This is a genomic window from Pseudoalteromonas sp. S558, assembly GCF_005886635.1.
GTDB classification, from domain to species: Bacteria; Pseudomonadota; Gammaproteobacteria; order Enterobacterales; family Alteromonadaceae; genus Pseudoalteromonas; species Pseudoalteromonas aliena.
In genome coordinates, this window is sequence record NZ_PNDU01000030.1 from 1 (window position 1) to 23,132 (window position 23,132).

Consider the following 23,132-nt stretch of genomic DNA (forward strand, 5'->3'; position numbering starts at 1 on the left):
ATGGGGTCTATTTAACGTTAAGAAAATTACGCTAGGACGAGGCAGAAATTTTTGTATCTAGTTGTTCTAAATAAAAAATTTTTAACGACGTAATAGTGCAATTTAATTCGTTAAATTGCTCAAATATTCATGCAGGTTGGTATGAGAAGATTAAACTGATAAGTTTATAGGGTGGATTGCTCGCTCAAGCTGACATAAATTAAGCTCTCAGGGCTTACTTGCAAACAGGTAACAAGTCCTTCTTTAATAAGCTCAAGCATAGCTATAAAACTAACCACTACACCACTTCGCCCTTCATTTGGCGTAAAAAGCGCATTAAATACCACTGCCGAGTTTGCTTGCGATAGTTGCTGTAATATTTGGCTCATTCTCTCTCGGGTTGAGAGTACTTCAGCAGTAATTTGATGATGCTCAAAGGTTTTAGCACGCGCCATTACATCGCTCAGCGCCAGCATTAAGTCTTTAAGTTCAATATCGGGGAGATTTCGGCTTGTGTCTTCACTTATTGGCATCGCGGCATGTGCTATAAAAATGTCACGGCCAACACGGGGGATGTCATCGAGGTTTTCGGCGGCTTTTTTAAACAGCTCATATTCTTGCAAGCGTTTAATAAGCTCAGCGCGAGGGTCCTCCTCTTCTTCAAGCTCTTCGTGCACAGGGAGTAATAAGCGTGATTTAATTTGTGCAAGTAACGCAGCCATAACTAAATATTCACCGGCAAGTTCGAGCTGAAACTCGGTCATCATTTCAACGTAACTTACATACTGCTCTGTAATACTAAATATAGAAAGTTCGAGCACATCAAGCTTATGCTTTTTAATTAAATAAAGCAGTAAATCGAGTGGGCCTTCAAAGGTTTCTAATATAATTTCAAGCGCATCGGGTGGAATGTATAAATCTTCAGGTTTATCTACAACCGCTTTACCATGCAAAAAAGCCAGTGGTAGCTTTTGCTGTACTGGCTTTTCACTATTTTTTGTATCAGCTGTACTTTCGCTCACTCTTACAACTCAAACGGGCTTGTATCACCACAACCAACACGTAATATTTTAACTTCATCTTCTGATAAATCTATTACTGTAGTCGCTTGCTCTGCTAAGTAACCACCGTGAATAATTAAATCAACGTGTTTATCTAATCGCTCTAGAATTTCATCAGGATCTGATTCGGTAAACTGTTGCCCTGGTAAAATTAATGAACACGACATTAGCGGCTCTCCAAGCTCGGCAAGCAACGCACACGCAATTGGGTGTTCAATGACACGCATGCCAATGGTTTTTTTCTTGTCGTTTAATAAACGTTTAGGGACTTCTTTTGTACCTTTAAAAATAAAGGTATATGGCCCTGGCGTATTATTTTTTATTAATCTAAATAGCTGATTATCTACACGTGCGTAAGTAGATAGCTCCGACAAATCTCGGCAAACTAGCGTAAAATTATCGTTTTTATCTATATCACGAATACGCTCTATGCGCTCTTTGGCTTGCTTATTACCAATGTTACAACCGATGGCGTAGCCCGAATCTGTTGGGTAAACAACAACGCCGCCTTGTTTAATAATATCAACGGCTTGACTAATCAGTCTTGGTTGCGGGTTATCAGGATGAATATGAAATAATTGACTCATGTTAATGCCCCTTCTTGTCCTTCCCAAACTTGCCAAACACCTTGGCAATCTTTTGGTAGGTATAAATTTTTACCAAGCTCTAAATAGCTTGTCGGAAAATGAAAATCAGATCCTTGCGAGCAAAGTAGTTCGTACTCACGGCTGAGTTCACCTAAAAACTGACGCTCGCTTGGCGCTTGTTGAGGTTGCGCAACTTCCATTGCGTCCCCCCCTGCACTTTTAAATTCTACTAATAATTTGCGTAGCCACTTGTTTGACATTTGATAGCTACTTGGGTGCGCAAGTACAGCAACACCACCAGCGGCATGTATTGCTTCAATAGCGGTTTGCATGGTGCACCAGCAACTTGGCACGTAGCCTGTTTTACCACGCCCTAAGTACTTTTTAAAAACACCTGGAAAATTTTTAGCTACACCGCGCTCAATGAGGGCGCGTGCAAAATGTGCTCGCGTAATTTGTGCGTCTTTTGCCAGCTCTTTAGCTTGTTCGTAAATGCCATCAAAGCCATTTTTTGCAAGGCGAACACCAATTTCTAGTGCACGCTCTTCTCGCTTTTGCTGCTGAGCCGATAATAAAGAGGTAAGGTCAATATTATTAATATCAATATTTAAACCTACAATATGAATTTCGAAGCTTTCCCATTTGGTAGACACTTCGGTACCCGTTATTAATGAAAGCGGTAAGTTTTCTGCTTCAATAAATTGCTGCGCAGGCTTGATAGCCGCCACAGTGTCGTGATCGGTAATAGCAAACACATCTATATTTTTATCAACAGCGCGATGCAATAATTCTTCAACCGTTAAACGCCCGTCTGAATGTGTGGTATGACTATGTAAATCGTATTTTATCAAAAGAAAACTGCTTAAAATTAAGGGTTACTCGTGTTTATATAAGTATAACAACTTTTTTGACTAAATTGTTTTAAATAAACACTTGACACAAAAGCATAAGATACGTTTTACTGTAGCCACTTTCAGACACATTTAGAATTAACAATAATGATCAATTCAAACTTAAACACTATTTGGTGGTGGCACTCGTAATTTTCGGGTGATGAATTGTCGTGTCTAGCAAAAATTCAAAACCCGCAACTTTGCGGGTTTTTTTATAACTAAATTTTACGAAACGTTTACGTTAAAAATATTTAATAAATTTTGAGGCAGAAAAACATGAATAACGGTCTTACTCTTACACATCGTTGGTGGTGGCGCCTGATATAGCGGGACGGTAATGATCTGTTTGTAATTTAGATATCGTTATTCAAACCCCGCATTGCTAAAGCATTGCGGGGTTTAATTTTTTGAGGGAATGAGGTTTGATTTTTAGTCATATAACTACCACACCAGGCGAAGTAACAAGCATTACGCAAGTACGCGACTATATTAGTAGTCCTCTTGCATTATACGCGGCACTTAATAAGCCTAACTCGCTACTGCTTGAATCGGCTGAGATTGATTCTAAAGACAGTGTAAAAAGTTTAATTTTAGTCGACTGTGCCCTGCGCATTGTATGCCAAGGTAAAACAGTCACTATTACTGCTCAATCTAATAATGGGCAACAACTACTGAGCTACTTGCAGGCAAATGTTAAAAGCTGTGATGCCACTTTAGACGGCGCAACGCTTACCCTGTGTTATTTAGACACAAGCGGCGATACTGACGAAGCAAGTAAACTCGTTGCCGATAACGCATTTAGTGCTTTACGTACGTGTATTAACAGTATTAAAAGCACAACTAACAATCCATTTTCGTTATTTTTAGGCGGTGTATTTGCCTACGATATGGTAGCAAACTTTGAGCAGTTGAGTGATGTACCTGATGGCGAAAACACCTGCTCAGATTACGTATTTTATTTAGCAGAAACCTTAGTTGTTATTGATCATCAAAAACAAACAACCGAACTCATTGGTAATGTATTTAACGGCCCAGACGTACACGCTAACTGCTTTGAAGTAGGTAAAGAATTAGAACGATTAAATACGCTGTGCGATAACGCTTCAGAATTTAGTGCGGATATGCAAAGTGGCGAATGTGAGGTAAGCGTCGATATAGACGATGACACTTACTGCGAGCAAGTGGTTAAGCTTAAAAAGAATATTGTAGATGGTGATATTTTTCAGGTAGTGCCGTCGCGTACATTTTCACTACCTTGTCCTGATCCTCTGCACGCTTATAGCCAGCTTAAAAAGCAAAACCCAAGTCCGTATATGTTTTATATGCGCGATGAAGACTTTGCTTTATTTGGAGCATCGCCTGAATCAGCACTTAAATACACAGTGCAATCTCAGCAAGTTGAAGTATACCCAATTGCTGGCACTCGCCCACGTGGCAAATTTGCTAATGGGCAAATAAACCCAGACCTAGACAGCCGCATTGAGCTTGAACTTAGAAACGATCAAAAAGAGCGCGCCGAGCATTTAATGCTTGTCGATTTAGCCCGTAACGACGTAGCACGTATTAGTGTTGCAGGTACTCGTTTTGCTAAAGAGCTATTAAAAGTAGACCGCTATTCACAAGTAATGCATTTAGTGTCACGCGTTGTTGGCACACTAAAACCCGAGCTTGATGCACTGCACGCTTACCAAGCATGTATGAACATGGGCACGCTTGTTGGTGCACCAAAGGTTCGTGCTGCTGAGCTTGTTCGTCAAACAGAAGGTAAACGTCGTGGCAGTTATGGCGGCGCAGTTGGTTACTTAACCGGTGATGGCGCAATGGATAGCTGTATTGTTATTCGCTCAGCTTTTGTTAAAAACAACATAGCCTACGTGCAAGCAGGTGCCGGTGTGGTGTTTGACTCAGATCCTATTTCAGAAGCAAACGAAACTCGCGCTAAAGCACAAGCGGTTATCACCGCCATAAAATCTACGTATAAGGCGGTATAAAATGAGCAAAGCGAACTCTATTAAAATCTATTTTTTAGATAATTTTGACTCATTTACGTACAACCTAGTTGATGAGCTGACGATGCTTGGCTGTGAACTAGTTGTTTACAGAAACAACATTAGCGCTGAGGTTATTTTTAATAAAATGCGCCAAGAACAAGGCCAAGTACTATTAGTACTTTCGCCAGGCCCTGGCACACCAAACGATGCAGGCTGTTTAATGGAGCTTATTGAGCTCTCTAAAGGTCACTTCCCAATGCTAGGCATTTGTTTAGGCCAACAAGCGTTAACCCAAAGCTACGGCGGAGTAATCGGTCATGCGGGTGAAACCGTACATGGTAAGTCTTCAATTATTAATTTAGGTAAACATCCTGTATTTGATGGCATGGGCAATACAATGCCTGTAGCACGTTACCATTCATTAATGGCAACAAAAGTGCCTGATAATATAAAGGTTATTGCCCAGTACGAAGATATCCCTATGGCTATTTACCATCATGGTGACAACGCATTGGGTTACCAGTTTCATCCAGAATCAATACTAACGCCAAACGGCGCAATGCTACTTCAGCAAAGTGTCGCTTACTTAACACGCGCTAAATAAAAGAGGACATTATGAGTACACAACCAGAACAACCCATAAATGTTCAACACGCTATTGAGCAACTAATTACTGGGCAATCATTAAGCTACGCAGACGCCAAAGCGCTTTTTGATGAAATAATGCAAGGTAACATGAGCGAGATTGAGCTAACCGCCCTACTAATAAGCCTTAAAATTAAAGGCGAAGTAAGCGACGAAATTGCAGGTGCTGCAGCTTCAATGCGCGAAAACGCTGTTGCTTTTACTACCAGCAGTACGCAACTTGCTGATAGCTGTGGCACTGGCGGCGATGGCTCAAACACAATTAATATAAGTACAACGGCTGCCATTGTTGCCGCAGCTGCCGGTATTAACATGGTAAAACATGGTAATCGCAGTGTATCGAGTAATTCAGGCTCAGCCGATTTACTCAAAGCCCTGGGCATTAATATAGATATGAGCCCAGAGCAAGCAGCAAAATGTCTTGAGCAAACTAATTTTACCTTTTTGTTTGCACCGCACTACCACAGTGGAGTACGCCATGCGATGGGCGTGCGTACAGCGCTTAAAACACGCACTATTTTTAATATTTTAGGCCCGCTTGCTAACCCAGCAGCACCTGAAGTGCAATTGTTAGGTGTGTACAACGAAGCGTTATGTATGCCAATGGCACAAACACTTAAAACCCTTGGCACAAAGCGCGCTATGATTGTTCACGGCTCGGGCACTGACGAAATAGCTCTACACGGCCCAACAACGGTAGTTGAGCTAAATAATGGCGAGCTTACACAGTACACACTAAACCCAAGCGACTTTGACCTTGCAAACTATTCACTTGAACAACTCGCTGGTGAAGGCCCACAATACAACGCAAATGCTAGCCTTGCCATCTTACAAGGCAAAGGCACAGATGCACATAATGCTGCCATTGTGGTTAACGTAGCTGCCCTTTTATACCTAACAGGTAAAGCAGAAACGTTAAAAGAAGGGGCAAAGCAAGTACAAACATTATTAAGTTCAGGGCAAGCCATGAACACACTAAATGCAATTATTGAGGTAAGTAATGGCTAATGTATTAGACAAAATTGTTGCTGATAAAAAATTAGAACTCATTGAGCGTAAAGCTGCTCGCCCGCTTGAAAGCTTTAAGCATCTTGCAGTGCCTACAAGCCGTAGTTTTTATAAAGCATTAGCCGCCCCAGGCACACAGTTTATTTTAGAGTGTAAAAAAGCATCGCCTTCAAAAGGGTTAATTAGAGAGCCATTTGATTTAACCGAAATCACATCGGTTTATAAAAAATACGCTACCTGCATGAGCGTGTTAACTGATGCTAAATATTTTCAAGGCAGTTTCGATTATCTTGAATTTGTGCGCAGCCAAGTAGAACAACCGCTCATCTGTAAAGACTTTTTTATAGATGAGTACCAAGTATATATGGCGCGTATTTATGGCGGTGACGCTATATTACTGATGCTTTCAGTACTCGATGACGAAAGCTATAAAGCACTGCACGCAGTTGCAGATACCCTTAATATGTCGGTATTAACCGAAGTAAGTAATGAAGAAGAAGTACACCGTGCGCTTGCGCTTAATGCACAAATTATTGGGATTAATAACCGCGATTTACGCGATTTAAGCACCGATTTAGCGACAACCGAAAAGCTACGCAAACTTATTCCAGCAGATAAAGTGGTTATTTCGGAATCGGGTATTTACACCTATCAAGACGTAAAACGTTTAGCCCCATTATGTGATGGCTTTTTAATTGGCAGCTCACTTATGGGCGAGCGTGATTTAGAGCAAGCATGTCGCCGTGTTATTTTAGGTGACAATAAAGTATGTGGTTTAACACGTAGTCAAGATGCACAAGCGGCATATCAAAACGGTGCTATTTACGGTGGTTTAATTTTTCATCCTAAATCGCCACGTTATGTTGATTTAGATTGCGCAAAAGAGCTAAGTCAAAGTGCCCCACTTAATTTTGTGGGTGTGTTTGTAGATACCCCCATTGAGCAAGTTGCTCAATACGCAAGTGTGCTAAAATTAGCGGCAGTTCAATTACATGGCCAAGAAAGTGACGATTACATTGCGACGTTGCGTACACAGTTACCAACTAATTGCGAAATTTGGAAAGCCCAAGCAATAAAAGATGCATTGCCAACGCCTGTAAATGGCGTCGACCGACACCTTTACGATACGCACAGCGATACACAAGCTGGCGGTACTGGTAAAGCATTTGATTGGTCGGTGCTTCATGATGCAACCACACCGTTTATGCTCGCTGGAGGCTTAAATCCAGACAATATTAAAGATGCGCTTTTTAAAGGTGCCTTAGGCCTTGATTTAAACTCAGGCGTTGAAGAATCTGCGGGTAAAAAGTGCCCTAACAAATTACATAATGCTTTTACAAGCATCAGAAATTATTGAGGTTAAAATGCAAAATCCAGCTTATTTTGGCGAGTTTGGCGGTATGTTTGTACCCGAGTTACTTGTCCCTGCGCTTAAGCAGTTAGAAAATGAATTTAACAAAGCACAAAAAGATCCTGAGTTTCAGGCAGAGCTAAGTAAATTATTAAACGAGTATGCGGGTCGTCCTACCCCACTTACTTTAACGCGCAATTTAGTTAAAAACCCAAAAGTAAAACTGTATCTAAAGCGTGAAGACTTATTACACGGCGGCGCACACAAAACGAACCAAGTACTTGGTCAGGCGTTACTTACTAAGCGTATGGGTAAAAAACAAGTTATTGCTGAAACAGGTGCCGGTCAACACGGCGTTGCAACCGCGCTAGCGTGTGCATTACTAGGTTTAAAGTGTCGCATTTATATGGGCGCAAAAGACGTTGAGCGTCAGCAACCAAACGTATTTAGAATGAAGTTAATGGGCGCAGAAGTTATTCCTGTTACAGCGGGTTCTGGCACATTAAAAGATGCCGTAAACGAAGCGTTGCGTGACTGGTCAGCAAACTACCAAGACGCGCACTACCTACTAGGTACAGCTGCGGGTCCTCACCCATTCCCAACAATTGTACGTGAGTATCAAAAAATTATTGGTGAAGAAGCCAAGCAACAAGTACTTAAAGCAGAAGGTCGTTTACCTGACGCTGTTATTGCCTGTGTTGGTGGTGGTTCAAACGCGATTGGTATGTTTACCGACTTTATTGACGAGCCAGGCGTTAAATTAATTGGTGTTGAGCCTGCTGGTAAAGGGCTTGATACAAATGAGCACGGTGCAACAATTTGTAAAGGTACTAAAGGTATTTTACATGGTACTTATACGTACATTATGCAAAATGACGATGGCCAAATTGAAGAGTCTTACTCTGTATCGGCAGGTCTTGATTACCCTGCGGTTGGTCCTCAGCACGCATTTTTACACGAAACTGGTCGTGCGCAATACGTTGGCATTACAGATACAGAAGCGCTAGATGCGTTCCAATCACTTGCTAAAAATGAAGGGATTATTCCGGCGCTTGAATCAAGCCATGCGCTTGCTTATGCACTTAAGTATGCAGAAGAGCAAACCAAGGAAAGTGTTATCGTGATTAATTTAAGTGGTCGTGGCGATAAAGATTTAGCACACGTTCACAATGTACTAACTGAAAGAGGTCAGCTATGAGCCAAGTAAAAACGGATCGTTACGGCAAAATGTTTACAGCGCTTAACGAGCAAAAACAAGGTGCATTTGTACCATTTGTAACAATTGGCGATCCAGGCAAAGCGCAAAGTATTGCGATTATTAAAAGCCTAATTGACGGCGGCGCTGATGCGCTTGAGCTTGGTATTCCCTTTTCTGACCCAATTGCAGATGGACCAGTAATACAAAAAGCAAATATTCGCGCCCTCGATGTGCACATTAATACACAAGATTGCTTTGATATTATTAAAGAAATACGAGAGTATAATGCCGATATCCCAATTGGTTTATTACTGTATTCAAACCTTGTGTTTAAGCGCGGTATAGAAGCATTTTACAAAGATGCAAAAGCGGTAGGCGTAGACTCAATTTTAGTGGCGGATGTACCGCTACATGAATCTAAAGTGTTCAGAAAGTCAGCAATGGATAACGGTGTAGACCCAATTTTTATTGCAACACCAAATGCCGATGACGACACACTCAAACAGTGCGCCTCTTACGGTCGTGGTTACACGTATTTACTATCGCGCGCAGGTGTTACCGGTACCGACACTAAAGCACAAATGCCAGCGGGCAATATTGTGACTCAACTAAAAGAATACCACGCAGCCCCTGCTCTTTTAGGGTTTGGTATTTCAACACCAGATGATGTAAAAGCGGCACTTAATGCAGGCGCAGCCGGTGCTATTTCAGGCTCTGCGGTGGTTAAAATTATTGAAGCTAACCTTAATGATTTACCAACAATGACCGCTCAGCTAAAAGCATTTGTAGCTGATATGAAAGCAGCGACCGCATTATAAAAAGTGTAAATTTACACATTAAAAAAGGGCATTTAAATGCCCTTTTTTGTTTTTAAAAAGAAAATTAGTGAGCTTGGTGTTTACCCTCTAAAATCTCTTCAATAAACTTAGCATTAAATGCTTCTAAATCGGCGGGGCTTCGGCTAGTTACTAAACCTTTATCTACACATACTTCTTGGTCAACCCAATTAGCGCCGGCATTAATTAAATCACTTTTAATACTTGGAAAAGAGGTAATAGTGCGGTCGCGTAATTTATTAATTTCAGCTAGTAACCACGGTGCATGGCAGATAGCAGCAACAGGTTTATTTTTTTCTGCGCCAAAAAAACCATCAATAAAAGCTTTAGCATCTTTATCTTGGCGTAAGCTGTCTGGGTTAAATAAACCACCAGGGAGCATAAGCGCATCGTAATCAGCAGGGTCTGCGTTTGTAACTAGTTTATCTACTGTTACTTTATCGCCCCACTTGTCTTCATCCCAGCCCGTAATTTGACCTTCTTTAATTGATACTATTTCGATGTTTGCACCGGCATCAAGTAATGCGCTGCGTGGAGATAAAAGCTCACTTTGCTCAAACCCATCAGTGGCTAAAATTGCAATTTTTTTGCCTTGTAAACGTGTGCTTGTTTGTAATGTACTCATTGAGATCTCCTTGTTTTCTTAAAAGGTATATTTAAAATACACAGTTAAAAAGCACGATGCGTGCCGATAACAAGCAATTGAAAATAAAGGAGTTAATTTAAGTAGGATTTATAATGCCATGTAAATCATTTAGAAGGGATGAAAAAACTACATAGATCAAACACAGCTTTGAAGCTCGATGATTAAAATAGAGAAGCTTCGCTTCTCGCGTGAGCAAGCTCAACGCCTACAACTAACGCTCGGCATTATGTTTATTTTTGTAGACGCACAACTTGTTGCCGTGACGGGCAAAGCCCATAATTTTTATGTTTAATAACTTCAAGTAAAGCTCAATCAACGACCAAGCTAAATAATGCTATTTAAAGTAGATCCTTTAACGCTTTAGCCGGTTTAAAAACCGCTTTATTTGCGCCTTCAATTTCTATTGCTGCGCCTGTTTGCGGGTTACGCCCAGTACGTGCTGGGTAATAACTTAGTGCAAACGTACCAAAGCCATTAATTTGAACCTGATCACCTTCAGAAAGTGATTTAGTAATTACTTTTTGCAAGCTTGAAAGTGCCGCTTGAGCATCTTTTTTTGTTAATTCACTTTTGTGTGCAATGGCAGCAACGAGTTCTGCTTTATTCATTTTAGGCTCCTAAATACACGCCAAATCAGTGTTGGTTAAGCGTGGGAATATGATGATATAAAAAATACCAAACCAAATTGGCAATAAAACCACGCAGGCTAAGGCTTACAGGGCAACAAGTCAACCTTGTAGTTGCTAAGCTTTATGTGGTAAAAAGCCTTTGACTCTTTTTTGTATAATTTAGGTAGACTATGCACGCATTAATTGAATACATTCCACTCATACTGTTTTTTGCCGTTTTTAAGCTAGTCGATATTTACTGGGCGACTGGTTTATTAATGGCAACCACGCTCATTCAAGTTGCTTACAGCTACTTTAAACATGGAACTGTGCCTACTCGTCAGTGGATATTTTTTGGCATTGCTGCCGTGTTTGGTACGTTAACGCTGGTACTTCATGATGAGCAATACATTAAATGGAAAGCAACACTCATATACGCAGGTTTAAGTTTAACGTTACTTGTTAGCCGTTATGTACTTAATAAAAATCTCGTTAAAAAAGCGCTTAGCTCAATCCTCGAAAACGCTAATGATACAAAACAAGCCATTGTAGTCCCAGAACCGTTATGGGATAAGCTTAACCTAATGTGGGTTGCTATAACTGCTGGTATAGCGGTACTAAACATTTATATTGCGTATAATTTTTCGCTCGACTTTTGGGTTAACTTTAAAGTGTTTGGTTTAATGGGTATTACTTTTGTAAGCATTTTTGCCACTATTATCGCCTTATATAAATACTTCCCTGATGAAGAAGAGCCTGCAAAGTAAGCCCCCTCGTCATAAAAGTGTCGTCTTAGCTTGATAGCTTATTAAAAAAACAACCTGAGACGACCTTGAACGCCAATCAATACCGCTGGTTTGAATTTACCCTCATTTTTATTTTACTGCCCTTGCTGGGCTTTAGCTTACGTGACTATTTAGCTAACTGGCTTATTCCTGCGCTTATTATTTTGATGAGTGTATGTTGTATGTTGCTACTGGGCGATCCCCATTTTAAACGGTTTAGACTCACAAGCCTTGGGCAATTTTCTGCTGTTAAAAGACGCCTATTTAGCTTCTTTTTTTTAGGTGCGCTGTTCTCGGGTATGTTTTACGGGATTATTCATCAGGGCAACTGGTTTACCCTTCCCCGTAATTCTTTCAATGATTGGCTTTTATTGTTATTACTCTATCCAATACTATCGGTTATTCCCCAAGAATTAATATTTAGAACGTACTTTTTTCATCGCTATAAACGCATCATGCCAAAAAAAGCAGTGCGTATTGTAGTTAGTGCGAGTGTATTTGCGTTGGCGCATATTGTGTATGCCAATTGGATTGCCGTAGCTTTAGCCTTTTTAGGCGGGTTACTGTTTGCATTTACTTATGCACAAAGCCGATCAACCTTTGTGTGCGTTATTGAGCATAGCTTATGGGGGCTGTGGATGTTTACGCTCGGGATTGGCAGCTACCTCGACTCAGGCGCATTTAATTAAAATTACACACAAAAAAGCCGCAGCAAGTGCGGCTTATATAATTGGGGCTATATTTAAAAGCCAAATATTTTTAAATCAAAAAACTTAGTCGCGACTGTATTTATAAATATCACAGCTAATATGATTGGAATAAATGTTGAAAGCGAAAAGTTAACGTATTTTTCCATTAAGCTACCAGCATAATTAGGCGAACCTAAGCTTAGTTCTTGTGTCAAACGTGCTTTTTTCCAGCGGTACATTACAAACAAACACACCATTAAGCCATTAAGCGGTAAAATTGTGTCGTAAAATACATCAACAATAATATCAAAAAAGCTCTTATTTACACCGCCATAACTGGTAAACGAGGTAAGGCTGTCAATCATACCAAACGACATAGTACATAAAATAGTGAGCACGCCAGTTGTAAGTGTTAAAATACCTAGTGCTTTTTTACGACTAATCCCTTTGCGATCGCTTAATGTGGCTGTGGGTACTTCAACAATAGATACCAATGATGTAATTGCAGCAAAAAATACCAACAAGAAGAACGAAAACGCGACAACTGATGCACCTACGTATCCAATATCATTTTGCAGTGCTAATAATATTTTCGGCAAATACACAAAAATCATCGACACTGACGAGTCAGAAAGTGCTGTTGGGTCTGTGTTTGGATCAAAACTAAATATAGCCGGTAACACCATAAGACCTGCGACAAATGCGACTAACGAGTCAGTAATTGCTACCATTTTTGCACTACTTACAATGTCATCCTTTTTAGAGATGTACGACGCGTAAGTCATTAATATACCCATACCTAACGACAGCGAGAAAAATGCCTGGCTTAACGCCCCATTAAGAACGCTTGCACTCATTTTAGAAAAATCAGGGATAATATAATATTTAACACCCGCCATTGCATTATCAAGTGTTAATACATAGATAACCAAAGCAAGCAGCATGACTAGAAGCGCTGGCATCAGAAATTTAGCGGCTTTTTCTATGCCTTGCTTAACACCCCCTAATAAAATTAAGTTAACAATAACAACCACCACCGCCATATAACCAAAAACAGTGTAGCTATTAATAAAAACACCAAAATGACTAGGTTCAGCGAGTAAATCTAAATTCCCCAGACCTGTTTGCATTAAGTAGCCAAAAATCCACACTGTAATTACCATGTAAAATACAGCAATCATAAATGGCGTAAGTACAGCTAAAAAGCCTGCAAACTTCCATTTTTTATCGTTATTTGCTAACAACTTGTACGATCCAAGAGGATCTTTTTGAGCATTTCGACCCATTGCCATTTCAGCCATCATGACAGGTAAGCAAATGAATACGACAAATAAAGCATAAATTAATAAAAATGCGCCACCACCATTTTTGGTAGCAGAGACAGGAAAACCTACTAAATTACCAATACCAACAGCAGAACCTGCCGCCGCTAAAATAAATCCGAGACGGGAGCTAAATCGCTCTCTATTATCGCTCATACATGAAACCTTTTTATTATTTTGTATATTCCAGCGACTCTACCAGTGTTACACAGCGATTTTCAAGCAATTACAGCGTAAAAATAAAATCCAAGTGTAAACATGCGTAAATACGCTTTTAATTCACCAATTTTCAACGCTGTGGTAGTATTCGATTAATCAAATTTAACAAATTTAATGAGACTCCTTATGTTGTACATGATTCACTCAACTGACGTTGAAAACAGCTTAGAGTTAAGAAAAGCTGCACGCCCAGCACATTTAGAACGCCTAAGTAAGCTTGACGCGCAAAATCGTTTATTTACTGCAGGTCCACTTCCAGCAGTGGACAGTGACGATCCTCAAGAGGCAGGTTTTACCGGTTCTTTAGTCGTTGCCGAGTTTGATTCGCTTGAAGCGGCGCGAGAGTGGGCTACAGCTGATCCGTATATTGCTGCCGGCGTATATGAAAACACGGTTGTTAAACCATTTAAAAAAGTGTTTCCTGCTTAAGGTGTATTTGCCCTGTAAGCGAGTATTGCAGGCTAATTCAGGGTTTGTTCACAGGGTTGTAATTAAAATTACTATGATAAAAACGAATTTAACGTTTTTACTTGAATTTTAGTAACTTACTTAATTAAACTAAGTGGGTCTGGTCTAGGAGTTTTCTATTATGCGCGTATTATTAAGCCTTTGTTTTATTGCTAGTGCGAGTGTTTCCAACTTTGCCCAAGCAACAACGGCCGAGCAAACATCTCATGCTGAGGTGGACAAAAAGAAAGCCGTAATACTTGCAAAGCAAACTATAGATGGTAAGACCTTAAAAATCACCGAAAAAACAGATTTTTATACCGTACGAATACTCAAATCTGACGGCCACGTCGTTGATTTACATATTAATAAAAAAACCGGCGAAGTGAAAAAGGATTAACAAATGCGAATTTTAGTTATAGAAGATGATTTACATTTAGCAGATAACCTACGTAATGCATTAGAAAAAGAGCGTTACAGCGTGGATTTATGCCACGATGGCGAAGCGGGTCTTTTCCATATTACAGAATACCCGCTGGATATGGCTGTGGTTGATTTAGGCTTACCAAAAATAGATGGTATAGAACTCATTAATAAGGCGCGTGCACAGGGGATCACTATCCCTATTTTAATCTTAACCGCGCGTGATCGTTGGCAAGACAAAGTTGAAGGTTTAGATGCAGGTGCAGATGATTACCTCACAAAGCCGTTTCATGTAGAAGAATTAATCGCACGCTGTAACGCACTTATTCGTCGCAGTGCTGGCAAAGCAAACCCAGAAATGACTGCTGGCCCAATTAAAATACACACCCGCTCTCAGCAGGTTTGGGTTGATGATAAAGAGCTTAGTCTTACAGCATACGAATACAAAGTACTTGAGTACTTGATGGTAAATCCACAAAAAGTAATTTCTAAATCAGAGCTTACTGAGCATATTTACGACCAAGATTTTGACCTTGATTCAAACGTAATCGAAGTATTTGTATTACGCTTACGTAAAAAACTTGACCCTGAAGGCACATTAAACCCTGTAGAAACTCTGCGTGGGCGCGGCTACAGGCTTAAAAGTCAGTGGTAATACCGCAAATATCGTTAAAAATAAGGCAAGGATTTATCCTTGTCTTTGTTTTATTAGTCGCACTCCCAATCCTGTTTTATTCAATTGGCAAAGCGTATTATGCTTCACTTGTTGATGCGACAGAAAAAACCCTCGAAGCACAGCTCTACTCGCTTATATCTGAAGTCGACTTTACTGAACACGGCATTATTATGCCAAGTACGATTTTAGCGCCTGAATTGAACCGATTAAACTCTGATACTTACGCAATGATCTACCGTGACGATGAGCCTATTTGGCATTCTGAGTCAGCCGTAAATGTTAGTTTTTCTCCTCAAACAATCGAAACAAAAGCGGGAGCTGCCGACTTTAGACTGGTGAAACACAAAAATACAGCGTACTGGCAACTTAGCCTAACTGTTATTTTGAACAACATAGATCAATCAGAGCAAGCTCGCTTTATACTACTAAAGCGTAACGATGCCCTGCTACGTTTAATGGACGGCTTTAAGCAAACACTTGTAGAGTGGATGTTTATTATGGGGATTGCCATTGCAGGACTCATGGCTGTTGGTTTTATCTGGAGCGCTCGCCCATTGCAACGTCTGGATAAAGAAATAAAAGCGATTGAATCTGGCGATATTCAGGAAATTAAAGGCCTTTATCCAGTAGAGTTACAAACAATCAAAGCTGACCTAAATTTACTCCTTGAGTCGCAGCAACGCCAAAAAGAACGTTATAGAGCGTCACTGAGCGATCTTGCTCATGCGCTGAAAACTCCCCTTGCGGTTTTAAAATCAAGCCCACTTGCAAACGACGCCGATGCTCAAGAGCAACTTGACCGTATTAATGTGATGATCGAACATCAGTTAAAGCGAGCAGCCACTGGGGCCTCCGATACATGGAAAAAACAAACACCGGTTAAGCCCATACTTGATTCAATTTTAAGTGCAATGGCGAAAGTGTATCGCGATAAAGATATTATTTTTAATTGTACAGTCACTGAAAAGGATTACTTTTTAGGCGATCAAACAGACTTAATGGAATTACTTGGCAATTTAATCGATAACGCCTGTAAAGCGTGTCGTTCACAAGTAGAAATACAAGTTGTTCAAAGTAAAACATTACGTATTGCAATTAGCGATGACGGCCCTGGTGTGCCAGAGGATAAACGCGAGGCTTTACTCACTCGTGGTACACGTCTCGATACATACGAAAGCGGGCATGGTGTTGGTATGGCAATCGTGTCTGATTTAGTTAAGTCGTACCATGGTACACTTACTATTACCGAAGCTGATAACCTTGGCGGCGCTCAATTTATTTTAGAGTTTAATTATAATGACAAAAAATAAGTATTTATTTAATTCACTTTGGCTACTTCTGTTGGGTATGAGTCCATTAAGCTTTGCTGGTGATGAGTGTAATTTACCAGCTAAAGCAAACCTTGAAACAACCAAACGCTATATTCAATGCCTTGATACCGTGATTGTAAAGGCAAAACAAGTGCAAAATACCTGGATAATGAAGCGACAATATGAGCTATCTAAAATAGAAGAAGAAACAGGTAATACGCAAGTATCTCTTTTATTTAACCGCAGCATAACTGATCATGAAAAGTACACTGATAGCAGTTGTCAGTTGCGTTACATGCTACAGTCACCTAATGCAACGCAAGCTGCAATTAACTATAAACTCTGCGAAATTACATTAATCAATCAATTTACCAACGTATTAAAAGCAGCACTGTAAAAATAACAATTATAGAGCGCTCAAATGTAGACTAATACCAACCGAGTCAGGTATCGCGTCAATTTAATCGTTTGTTGAGCGACTTTTATATCTAAACATCAATAACTTAACATTTAACTACCTTGCGCTAGTATTTACATCGCTTGGTAGTTAAAGCCATCAATTAGTTTTTGGCAACATCATCTTCGCCGCTGCCAAGTAAAGTGGCAACCCACCTACCTTCTGCGCTGGCTTCTAGGCCTATTTTTACTATCATAGTTAGTGGCACTGATAAAAGCATACCCACAGTGCCAAGTAACCACCCCCAAAATATCAAGGATAAAAATACGACGAGTGTAGAAAGGCCAAGCCCCTTACCTAAAAACTTAGGCTCTACAATATTACCCATCACCGTATTAATAGTTAAGTAACCTGCAGCCACAAGCCCCGCAACCAAGGGACCTTGAGTCACAAGCGCTAATAAGATAGCGGGCACAGCCGCAATAATTGAACCAATATTAGGAATGTAATTGAACATAAAAGCCAATACGCCCCATAACACAAAGTAATCCACATCCAATATCCATAAGTAGAATGCGGCAATAATACCGGTGGCTAAACTCACTAAGGTTTTAATCGCTAAATATGAATTTATAGATTCTAAAAAACGATCTATTTGCTTCATTTTACGATCGGGATCATCCAGTGCCATATGTATTTTTCGGCTTAACATTGGCCCTTCAAATAGCATAAAAACAACCGTTAAAATGATTAAAAACATATTAGCCATAACCCCACCTAATCCGGTGAGCATATTAGTGGCGACATCAACCATTTTTCCAGGATCAAACATATTGATCAGCTGCTCTTTATTGATCAGTATGTTGTACTTGGATGCTAAGTCAACCAACCAAACAAATTCTTCTTTAAGCTGTACTTTATATTCTGGGAGCTGCTGCGAAAAATCGTTTATAGACTGGCCAACAAGCCCACCAAGGCTTACACCTAAGCCAACAATAATGAGCACAACCAAAACAACAGCAATCCCTTTAGGGATTTTATAGCGAGCAAAAAACTTGATAAATGGATTACAAACGATGGCAATAAACGCCGCTAAAATAAAGGGAATAATAATTACACTCGCTGCTTTTATACCTGCGAGCACAACCACTAATGCAGCAAAAACGATTAGACTTTTATTTACCCCAGTTAAACCTGCCAACTCATTAATCCTTTTTATAAAATATTTTGCCCCAGTGTAAGGCAAATGCCAATAAAATGAAATAATTACCAAGTGATCATAAAAGCTTGCTGAACGTATAAATTTGCAAAACGGCTTACTAGCGAGTATATGTTTTAACCACTTGCTATCACCTTAATTATAAGGATCAATAATGCATATATTTATCACTGGCGCGACGGGGCTAATTGGGCAGCATTTATGCCCTTTGTTACTTGATGACAATACTGTTACAGTACTTAGCCGTAACCCTGCTAAAGCAAGCGCACTATTGGGCAATAGTGTTAAGGCCGTAAAGAATATCAGCTCTGTGGATTTTAATGGCGTTGATATTGTAATTAATCTAGCGGGAGAACCCATAGTTAATAAACGTTGGAGCGACAAACAAAAGCAAATAATACGCGACAGCCGTATTGTTATCACACAACAAATTAGTGCTGCTATTCAAGTATGTAGTACTCCCCCACATACGTTTATATCAGGCAGTGCTGTGGGCTTTTATGGTCGACAAAAGTGTACCCTTATCGATGAAAATTTTGACAATCCACACCCAGAATTCAGTCATCAACTTTGTAAAGATTGGGAAGAAGCCGCACTGCTGGCACAATCAGAACTCACGAGGGTCTGTTTATTACGCACTGGTATCGTACTAGCTAAAGATGGCGGTGCATTAAGCAAAATGTTACCCGCTTTTAAGCTGTGTTTGGGTGGTCCAATTGGAAGCGGCGATCAAGGTATGTCTTGGATACATATTGACGATATGACTCAGCTGATACTTTTTATTATCAGCCATCCTGAACTATCAGGTCCGATAAACGCCACTGCTCCTAATCCAGTCAGTAATTCTGAATTTAGTAAAAGCTTAGGTGATGCGTTATCGCGACCCGCGTTCATCCCTATGCCAAGCATTGCGTTGAAGTTACTAATGGGTGAAATGTCAGATTTGCTAACAACAGGACAATTTGTTGTCCCTCATAAGACACTCGCGAATGACTATCGTTTTCACTATCCCGATATCAAATCAGCTTTAGAGAGTTTGGTTTAGCTGGCATAAAACACTTCAAAACTGATGATATGGGTGAATAATTATTTTGCCCATATGAGCGTTTAACCCGTGAATTTAATTCGGTAAACCTTAAATTTTTATCGGGAGTACCAAAGTAAATTTAGATCCTCCGTACTCACTATCCGTCACGGTCACTTGTCCGCTGTGTAAAATCATAATTTCGTTAACAATAGCCAATCCTAGGCCAAAACCTAAGCTCTTGTCTTTATTAGTAAGCTGATGAAAAGGCTGAAAAATACTAGAACGATATTCAATATCAATACCTTCACCATTATCTTCAACACAAAATAAAAGTGTATTTTTAGCTACACTCGCCGAGAGATAAATTTTAGTTCCCCCATACTTGTCTGCATTTTTCACAAGATTTGTGATGCAGCGTTCAATCAAAGTATTATCTATCAATGCATTAAATGTTGGAGCAGTGTTATGAGTCAACTTCAAGTGATGTTTACATTCAATTAAAAGTTTCTCATGCAGTCCCTGCAAATACGCTCCAATCGGAGTTTCTTCTAATTGTAATTTAAGCTCCGCACGCTCCATTTTCGCGTAACTTAATAGCTCATCAACTAAATCCTCTAAAGCAAATATTTCATCTTCTAATGCCTTTATATGTACCGTATTATTTTCGCTTTTAGCGGTTAACAGCATCTCTAAAATCATTTGCATACGAAAAAGTGGTGAACGGAACTCGTGTGCTATAACATGAGTTAACTGCTTATGGCTGCCTAGAATTTTTTGCATTTGATCTGCCATTTCATTTAAACAAGTATTAACACGCCCAACCTGAAAGCGCCTTTTGGTTGGCGCCCTTGCTGACAAATCGCCCTGACTAATATTAACTAATGTAGACTCTATTTTTTTTAATTTTTGGTGTAAACCAAACAGCCAAGTAAAACAGCTTAAAGCAATTAAACTGACTAAGGTCAATAAAGTAATATCACTAACCTTTTCATCAATTTGCAATAACGTGTGATTAATGTTTTCTTTTACTTGAAAATAGCGCACAGGTGTAAACGCCTTAAAGTAATCAAACTCTTCATCATCAAACCAAGCTTGCTGACTTTGAAGCGCCAATTGAATATGTTCTGGGATAGTATCTAACTCAACGGCAGTGATAATACTTTGATTATGTTCTGCAATCTTATCTAATAAGATTTGACGCCTTTGCGGTGTTATATGTGCATCTAACTCTTCAAGTAGCGCAACTTCCGAGATGAAATTTTCGGCTCTGATAATGTTTTCAACATCAACATAAAGATACGTATTAATTAAATGCGCGATAATAAAAAATACAAAAATTGCGCTTAAAAGACCTAAATATAAAGAAACAAATAATCGTGTCATGTAATCTAATTTCCTGAAATATAAATGAGAGCGTAACCTAAATCAGGAATGTGTAATGTACGCGATTTTATAGATACAACTTACCAAAAATCAGGAACAAACATATAACCTTTACCTCGCACGGTAATTAAACCTTGTGGTCGGTTAGCATCGTCTTTTAGCTTTTTTCGTATTTGAGCTATTTTATTATCTATGGATCTATCTAAACCATCGTATTCAACACTTCTAAGCGATTTCAACAACTCTTCTCTGCTTAATACTTGCTCTGCATGCTGCGCAAGTTGCCAAAGCAGCGAAAACTCAGAAGGCGTTAAAGGCACCAGCTCATCCGCTAACTTACAACGTTGCAACGAATTATTTAGCCATAACGCACCAAAAACTTTCTCTTTGCTTGTGCTTTGAGTAGTTTCAATCTGTTTAGGGTTCTCAATGCTTTGACTCCTTCGTAACAGATTCTTAATTCTAGCGAGTAACACTCTAGGTTGAATCGGTTTTTGAACAAAGTCATCTGCTCCTATTTCCAATGCTGCCACTTGGTCCATATCGTCACCACTGGCAGTTAACATTAAAATCTGTCCTGAATATTGGCTTCTTACCTCACGACACACAGCTAAACCGTCAATACCAGGTAACATTAAATCAAGAATAACCAAGGTTGGTGATGTGTGTAATATTTTTTCAACAGCACTTAATCCCGAATTAACGACGTAAACATCAAAATTAAAATTTGAAAGGTAATCTTGTAATAAAGATGCGAGCTTTTCGTCATCTTCGACCAACAGAATACTCTGATTATTTAACATTTTATAAAGATAGGTTATTCAAGTAAAACATAAGCATCAATATAACAGACAAATAAAAAAGAGACATTATTAGGGCATGTTTATCTTTTAAGGTTAAATTTGTAGCCGTATCGTTCTTTCCTATACAAAGTCGATACCACACAAAAGCTAAACATACGCTGCTAAGTAAGTTTTAGGGGCGCTGAGTCCAATTAGATAAAGCCGCCCCGAAACATTACTGAAAAATTAATACATTCAGATGCCTCTTTGCTTACTCACTTGAGTTTATGGTTGTAGCAAGTATTTATCTAACTCCGCTTTTGTCATTTCGTGTGCGCCATCAAACGGTGCAGCTTCAATAGTAAAAAAGTAGAACTCAGGTCCTAACTCAGCGCCTAGCATTTCGCGAAAATACGTCAATTGCGCTCCGTGACCAGCATGGTCTCGACCTAACTTATCAGCCGTTACACCATTAACACAACACCACGAATGAACGCCTACTTTAGCACCTTGGGTGTATACGCGTTTTGCACCTGATGCGAATAAATCAACTCCACCTGAATATATTGCAGAGTCACTTTCTACCATAGTGGTTAATTGCGCATTACGGACTAATCGGCCTGTATGCATATTAATTTCATCATTAACCGAACCGCTGATCTGCTGCAGTATTAATGTATCAACCGCTGGGTTGTTATTAATTAAATCACTCATTTGTATATAGGTGTTAGTCCCTAAATCACCATTAACGGTGGCCTTTGTTCCTGCAACTTCAATAGTGCTGCTACCGCCACTAACAAGAGATTCATTAAACACTAAGCGAACATTAAATATTCCTTTGGTTTTACGATCAGTCACTGTTCCACTGTAAATGACGTTATCGCCGTCCTCTTGAATATCAATAGAAGTACTATCTAATGCACGAGCAGGGTTTGCGATTGCTTGCTCAAAAGATAAATCACTCTCCAGTACAGTTAGTGAGTTGACAGGCTCTTCTTTATCAAAGTTAAACCCTATCATCAAATAGCCATCTTTATACTTAGCCGCAATTATGTTGTCGTCGGTATAAATATCTACAAGGCTGATGTCAAACTTAACACCTTCAATTTGTAGCTCTAACTCAGCTTGATTTTGCTTAAATGTTTCGACATATTTAGACACATTTTCTGGCTGGATCGCGTGTACTGCAACAGGTGAAGTCGGATTGGTAGGGGTCGTTGTTTTTACTGGTACCACAGGCGTTGTCACTTTTTTTGAGTTACTTCCGCACCCTTGCAATAAAAGTGTCGTCGCGACGGTTAATGCCATAATAGTTAATTTGTTCATAATACTGCCCGTTTATCTTTAAGTGGGGCCAGTATAAATATAAGGTTACACATACAATAGTGAGAGTTTGTCGTGCGAATGTATGTAAAATCATTACAAACAGAGTTAGAACGATTAATTTAAGGATTGTTGACCTTTTAGGATTAAAATTTGTTCTATCTAGGGCCGCTTTAATCGCGACGCGAGGTTTGTAACCTAGTGGGCTCGGTAACTGCTCCTGCGTTACTCTAATGAATTACATCCTTGTAAGAATAAATCAAACCCGAGCAAAGCGTCCATCTTTTGCTGACTTTCAGATATGTAAATCAGGATATATTACATACC

The 23,132-nt window shown here is 39.6% G+C and carries 25 protein-coding genes; 15 read left to right on the forward strand and 10 right to left on the reverse strand.

The genetic code is table 11. The features are described from left to right. Positions 1-164 precede the first annotated feature (164 nt). Genes CWB66_RS02815 through rnm form a run of 3 tightly spaced genes read right to left on the reverse strand, consistent with a single transcriptional unit; the run spans position 165 to position 2,478 of the window. Positions 165-1,001 carry a segregation and condensation protein A gene (locus CWB66_RS02815; RefSeq protein WP_077538097.1) on the reverse strand — a complete coding sequence of 279 codons (837 nt, stop codon included), beginning with the start codon at positions 999-1,001 and terminating at the stop codon, positions 165-167. 2 nt (positions 1,002-1,003) lie between these two features. Next, positions 1,004-1,627, reverse strand: coding sequence for an L-threonylcarbamoyladenylate synthase (locus CWB66_RS02820; RefSeq protein ID WP_077538098.1), 624 nt, complete (start codon positions 1,625-1,627; stop codon positions 1,004-1,006). Then, a complete protein-coding gene (gene rnm / locus CWB66_RS02825) occupies positions 1,624-2,478 on the reverse strand; it encodes an RNase RNM (RefSeq protein WP_077538099.1) in 855 nt (284 codons plus the stop codon). The genes CWB66_RS02820 and rnm overlap by 4 nt, the downstream gene beginning before the upstream one ends. Before the next feature lie 464 nt (positions 2,479-2,942). On the opposite strand from rnm, the gene CWB66_RS02830 reads away from it, so the two are divergent. Genes CWB66_RS02830 through trpA form a run of 6 tightly spaced genes read left to right on the forward strand, consistent with a single transcriptional unit; the run spans position 2,943 to position 9,531 of the window. Then, positions 2,943-4,511, forward strand: coding sequence for an anthranilate synthase component 1 (locus tag CWB66_RS02830; protein WP_138584269.1), 1,569 nt, complete (start codon positions 2,943-2,945; stop codon positions 4,509-4,511). A gap of 1 nt (position 4,512) precedes the next feature. Continuing rightward, positions 4,513-5,115, forward strand: a complete 603-nt coding sequence (locus CWB66_RS02835) for an aminodeoxychorismate/anthranilate synthase component II (protein WP_138584270.1) — start codon at positions 4,513-4,515, stop codon at positions 5,113-5,115. Between the two features lie 11 nt (positions 5,116-5,126). Beyond that, a complete protein-coding gene (gene trpD, locus CWB66_RS02840) occupies positions 5,127-6,164 on the forward strand; it encodes an anthranilate phosphoribosyltransferase (RefSeq protein WP_138584271.1) in 1,038 nt (345 codons plus the stop codon). Further along, a complete protein-coding gene (gene trpCF, locus CWB66_RS02845; protein WP_138584272.1) occupies positions 6,157-7,521 on the forward strand; it encodes a bifunctional indole-3-glycerol-phosphate synthase TrpC/phosphoribosylanthranilate isomerase TrpF in 1,365 nt (454 codons plus the stop codon). Before trpD ends, trpCF begins: the two co-directional genes overlap by 8 nt. Before the next feature lie 7 nt (positions 7,522-7,528). Continuing rightward, positions 7,529-8,713 carry a tryptophan synthase subunit beta gene (gene trpB, locus CWB66_RS02850; protein WP_138584273.1) on the forward strand — a complete coding sequence of 395 codons (1,185 nt, stop codon included), beginning with the start codon at positions 7,529-7,531 and terminating at the stop codon, positions 8,711-8,713. Continuing rightward, complete coding sequence (gene trpA, locus CWB66_RS02855; RefSeq protein ID WP_138584274.1) at positions 8,710-9,531, forward strand: tryptophan synthase subunit alpha; 822 nt, start codon at positions 8,710-8,712, stop codon at positions 9,529-9,531. Before trpB ends, trpA begins: the two co-directional genes overlap by 4 nt. 64 nt (positions 9,532-9,595) lie before the next feature. On the opposite strand, the gene CWB66_RS02860 is transcribed toward trpA, so the two are convergent. Next, positions 9,596-10,174 carry a type 1 glutamine amidotransferase domain-containing protein gene (locus CWB66_RS02860; RefSeq protein ID WP_007582489.1) on the reverse strand — a complete coding sequence of 193 codons (579 nt, stop codon included), beginning with the start codon at positions 10,172-10,174 and terminating at the stop codon, positions 9,596-9,598. A gap of 178 nt (positions 10,175-10,352) precedes the next feature. Between CWB66_RS02860 and CWB66_RS22925 the strand changes: the two genes are divergently transcribed. Continuing rightward, positions 10,353-10,487 (forward strand): hypothetical protein, encoded by a 135-nt coding sequence (locus tag CWB66_RS22925; RefSeq protein WP_289508493.1) that lies wholly within the window; start codon positions 10,353-10,355, stop codon positions 10,485-10,487. A 46-nt stretch (positions 10,488-10,533) separates the two neighbouring features. Here the strand turns inward: CWB66_RS22925 and CWB66_RS02865 are convergent, their stop codons facing one another. Further along, positions 10,534-10,803 carry an HU family DNA-binding protein gene (locus CWB66_RS02865; RefSeq protein ID WP_077538106.1) on the reverse strand — a complete coding sequence of 90 codons (270 nt, stop codon included), beginning with the start codon at positions 10,801-10,803 and terminating at the stop codon, positions 10,534-10,536. A gap of 191 nt (positions 10,804-10,994) precedes the next feature. Here CWB66_RS02865 and CWB66_RS02870 point away from each other — a divergent pair, with 191 nt between their 5' ends. Then, on the forward strand, positions 10,995-11,570 hold the full coding sequence (locus CWB66_RS02870) for an inner membrane-spanning protein YciB (protein WP_138584275.1): 576 nt from the start codon (positions 10,995-10,997) through the stop codon (positions 11,568-11,570). A 65-nt stretch (positions 11,571-11,635) separates the two neighbouring features. Next, complete coding sequence (locus tag CWB66_RS02875) at positions 11,636-12,277, forward strand: CPBP family intramembrane glutamic endopeptidase (protein WP_138584276.1); 642 nt, start codon at positions 11,636-11,638, stop codon at positions 12,275-12,277. A 53-nt stretch (positions 12,278-12,330) separates the two neighbouring features. On the opposite strand, the gene CWB66_RS02880 is transcribed toward CWB66_RS02875, so the two are convergent. Then, entirely contained in the window at positions 12,331-13,755 is a 1,425-nt protein-coding gene (locus CWB66_RS02880) for a sodium-dependent transporter (protein ID WP_138584277.1), read from the reverse strand. Positions 13,756-13,944: 189 nt separating this feature from the next. Between CWB66_RS02880 and CWB66_RS02885 the strand changes: the two genes are divergently transcribed. The 5 genes from CWB66_RS02885 (at position 13,945) to CWB66_RS02905 (ending at position 17,071) form a co-directional block, all read left to right on the forward strand. Continuing rightward, on the forward strand, positions 13,945-14,247 hold the full coding sequence (locus CWB66_RS02885; RefSeq protein WP_171037452.1) for a YciI family protein: 303 nt from the start codon (positions 13,945-13,947) through the stop codon (positions 14,245-14,247). A 160-nt stretch (positions 14,248-14,407) separates the two neighbouring features. Continuing rightward, on the forward strand, positions 14,408-14,665 hold the full coding sequence (locus CWB66_RS02890) for a hypothetical protein (RefSeq protein WP_138584278.1): 258 nt from the start codon (positions 14,408-14,410) through the stop codon (positions 14,663-14,665). 3 nt (positions 14,666-14,668) lie between these two features. Further along, positions 14,669-15,343 (forward strand): response regulator transcription factor, encoded by a 675-nt coding sequence (locus CWB66_RS02895; RefSeq protein WP_058548980.1) that lies wholly within the window; start codon positions 14,669-14,671, stop codon positions 15,341-15,343. Next, a complete protein-coding gene (locus tag CWB66_RS02900; protein WP_138584279.1) occupies positions 15,337-16,674 on the forward strand; it encodes an ATP-binding protein in 1,338 nt (445 codons plus the stop codon). The genes CWB66_RS02895 and CWB66_RS02900 overlap by 7 nt, the downstream gene beginning before the upstream one ends. Continuing rightward, positions 16,661-17,071 carry a hypothetical protein gene (locus CWB66_RS02905; RefSeq protein ID WP_138584280.1) on the forward strand — a complete coding sequence of 137 codons (411 nt, stop codon included), beginning with the start codon at positions 16,661-16,663 and terminating at the stop codon, positions 17,069-17,071. Before CWB66_RS02900 ends, CWB66_RS02905 begins: the two co-directional genes overlap by 14 nt. A 163-nt stretch (positions 17,072-17,234) precedes the next feature. On the opposite strand, the gene CWB66_RS02910 is transcribed toward CWB66_RS02905, so the two are convergent. Further along, complete coding sequence (locus CWB66_RS02910; protein ID WP_138584281.1) at positions 17,235-18,272, reverse strand: AI-2E family transporter; 1,038 nt, start codon at positions 18,270-18,272, stop codon at positions 17,235-17,237. A gap of 172 nt (positions 18,273-18,444) precedes the next feature. Between CWB66_RS02910 and CWB66_RS02915 the strand changes: the two genes are divergently transcribed. Further along, positions 18,445-19,335 (forward strand): TIGR01777 family oxidoreductase, encoded by an 891-nt coding sequence (locus tag CWB66_RS02915; RefSeq protein ID WP_077538114.1) that lies wholly within the window; start codon positions 18,445-18,447, stop codon positions 19,333-19,335. A 90-nt stretch (positions 19,336-19,425) separates the two neighbouring features. On the opposite strand, the gene CWB66_RS02920 is transcribed toward CWB66_RS02915, so the two are convergent. The 3 genes from CWB66_RS02920 to CWB66_RS02930 all read right to left on the reverse strand — a co-directional run bounded on the left by CWB66_RS02920 (position 19,426) and on the right by CWB66_RS02930 (position 22,808). Next, positions 19,426-20,700, reverse strand: coding sequence for an ATP-binding protein (locus tag CWB66_RS02920; protein WP_138584282.1), 1,275 nt, complete (start codon positions 20,698-20,700; stop codon positions 19,426-19,428). Positions 20,701-20,780: 80 nt separating this feature from the next. Beyond that, the gene (locus CWB66_RS02925) at positions 20,781-21,503 is read right to left on the reverse strand and encodes a response regulator (protein ID WP_077538116.1); all 723 of its coding nucleotides are present in this window, start codon (positions 21,501-21,503) and stop codon (positions 20,781-20,783) included. A 264-nt stretch (positions 21,504-21,767) separates the two neighbouring features. Continuing rightward, positions 21,768-22,808 (reverse strand): hypothetical protein, encoded by a 1,041-nt coding sequence (locus CWB66_RS02930; protein ID WP_138584283.1) that lies wholly within the window; start codon positions 22,806-22,808, stop codon positions 21,768-21,770. Between the last annotated feature and the right edge of the window lie 324 nt (positions 22,809-23,132).

Excerpts from the sequence above, each read along its gene's own strand:
- CWB66_RS02820 (WP_077538098.1), bottom strand. The coding sequence starts at position 1,627 with ATGAGTCAATTATTTCATATTCATCCTGATAACCCGCAACCAAGACTG.
- CWB66_RS02835 (WP_138584270.1), top strand. The coding sequence starts at position 4,513 with ATGAGCAAAGCGAACTCTATTAAAATCTATTTTTTAGATAATTTTGAC.
- trpD (WP_138584271.1), top strand. The coding sequence starts at position 5,127 with ATGAGTACACAACCAGAACAACCCATAAATGTTCAACACGCTATTGAG.
- trpCF (WP_138584272.1), top strand. The coding sequence starts at position 6,157 with ATGGCTAATGTATTAGACAAAATTGTTGCTGATAAAAAATTAGAACTC.
- trpB (WP_138584273.1), top strand. The coding sequence starts at position 7,529 with ATGCAAAATCCAGCTTATTTTGGCGAGTTTGGCGGTATGTTTGTACCC.
- trpA (WP_138584274.1), top strand. The coding sequence starts at position 8,710 with ATGAGCCAAGTAAAAACGGATCGTTACGGCAAAATGTTTACAGCGCTT.
- CWB66_RS02860 (WP_007582489.1), bottom strand. The coding sequence starts at position 10,174 with ATGAGTACATTACAAACAAGCACACGTTTACAAGGCAAAAAAATTGCA.
- CWB66_RS22925 (WP_289508493.1), top strand. The coding sequence starts at position 10,353 with ATGATTAAAATAGAGAAGCTTCGCTTCTCGCGTGAGCAAGCTCAACGC.
- CWB66_RS02865 (WP_077538106.1), bottom strand. The coding sequence starts at position 10,803 with ATGAATAAAGCAGAACTCGTTGCTGCCATTGCACACAAAAGTGAATTA.
- CWB66_RS02870 (WP_138584275.1), top strand. The coding sequence starts at position 10,995 with ATGCACGCATTAATTGAATACATTCCACTCATACTGTTTTTTGCCGTT.
- CWB66_RS02880 (WP_138584277.1), bottom strand. The coding sequence starts at position 13,755 with ATGAGCGATAATAGAGAGCGATTTAGCTCCCGTCTCGGATTTATTTTA.
- CWB66_RS02885 (WP_171037452.1), top strand. The coding sequence starts at position 13,945 with ATGTTGTACATGATTCACTCAACTGACGTTGAAAACAGCTTAGAGTTA.
- CWB66_RS02890 (WP_138584278.1), top strand. The coding sequence starts at position 14,408 with ATGCGCGTATTATTAAGCCTTTGTTTTATTGCTAGTGCGAGTGTTTCC.
- CWB66_RS02895 (WP_058548980.1), top strand. The coding sequence starts at position 14,669 with ATGCGAATTTTAGTTATAGAAGATGATTTACATTTAGCAGATAACCTA.
- CWB66_RS02905 (WP_138584280.1), top strand. The coding sequence starts at position 16,661 with ATGACAAAAAATAAGTATTTATTTAATTCACTTTGGCTACTTCTGTTG.
- CWB66_RS02915 (WP_077538114.1), top strand. The coding sequence starts at position 18,445 with ATGCATATATTTATCACTGGCGCGACGGGGCTAATTGGGCAGCATTTA.
- CWB66_RS02920 (WP_138584282.1), bottom strand. The coding sequence starts at position 20,700 with ATGACACGATTATTTGTTTCTTTATATTTAGGTCTTTTAAGCGCAATT.
- CWB66_RS02925 (WP_077538116.1), bottom strand. The coding sequence starts at position 21,503 with ATGTTAAATAATCAGAGTATTCTGTTGGTCGAAGATGACGAAAAGCTC.
- CWB66_RS02930 (WP_138584283.1), bottom strand. The coding sequence starts at position 22,808 with ATGAACAAATTAACTATTATGGCATTAACCGTCGCGACGACACTTTTA.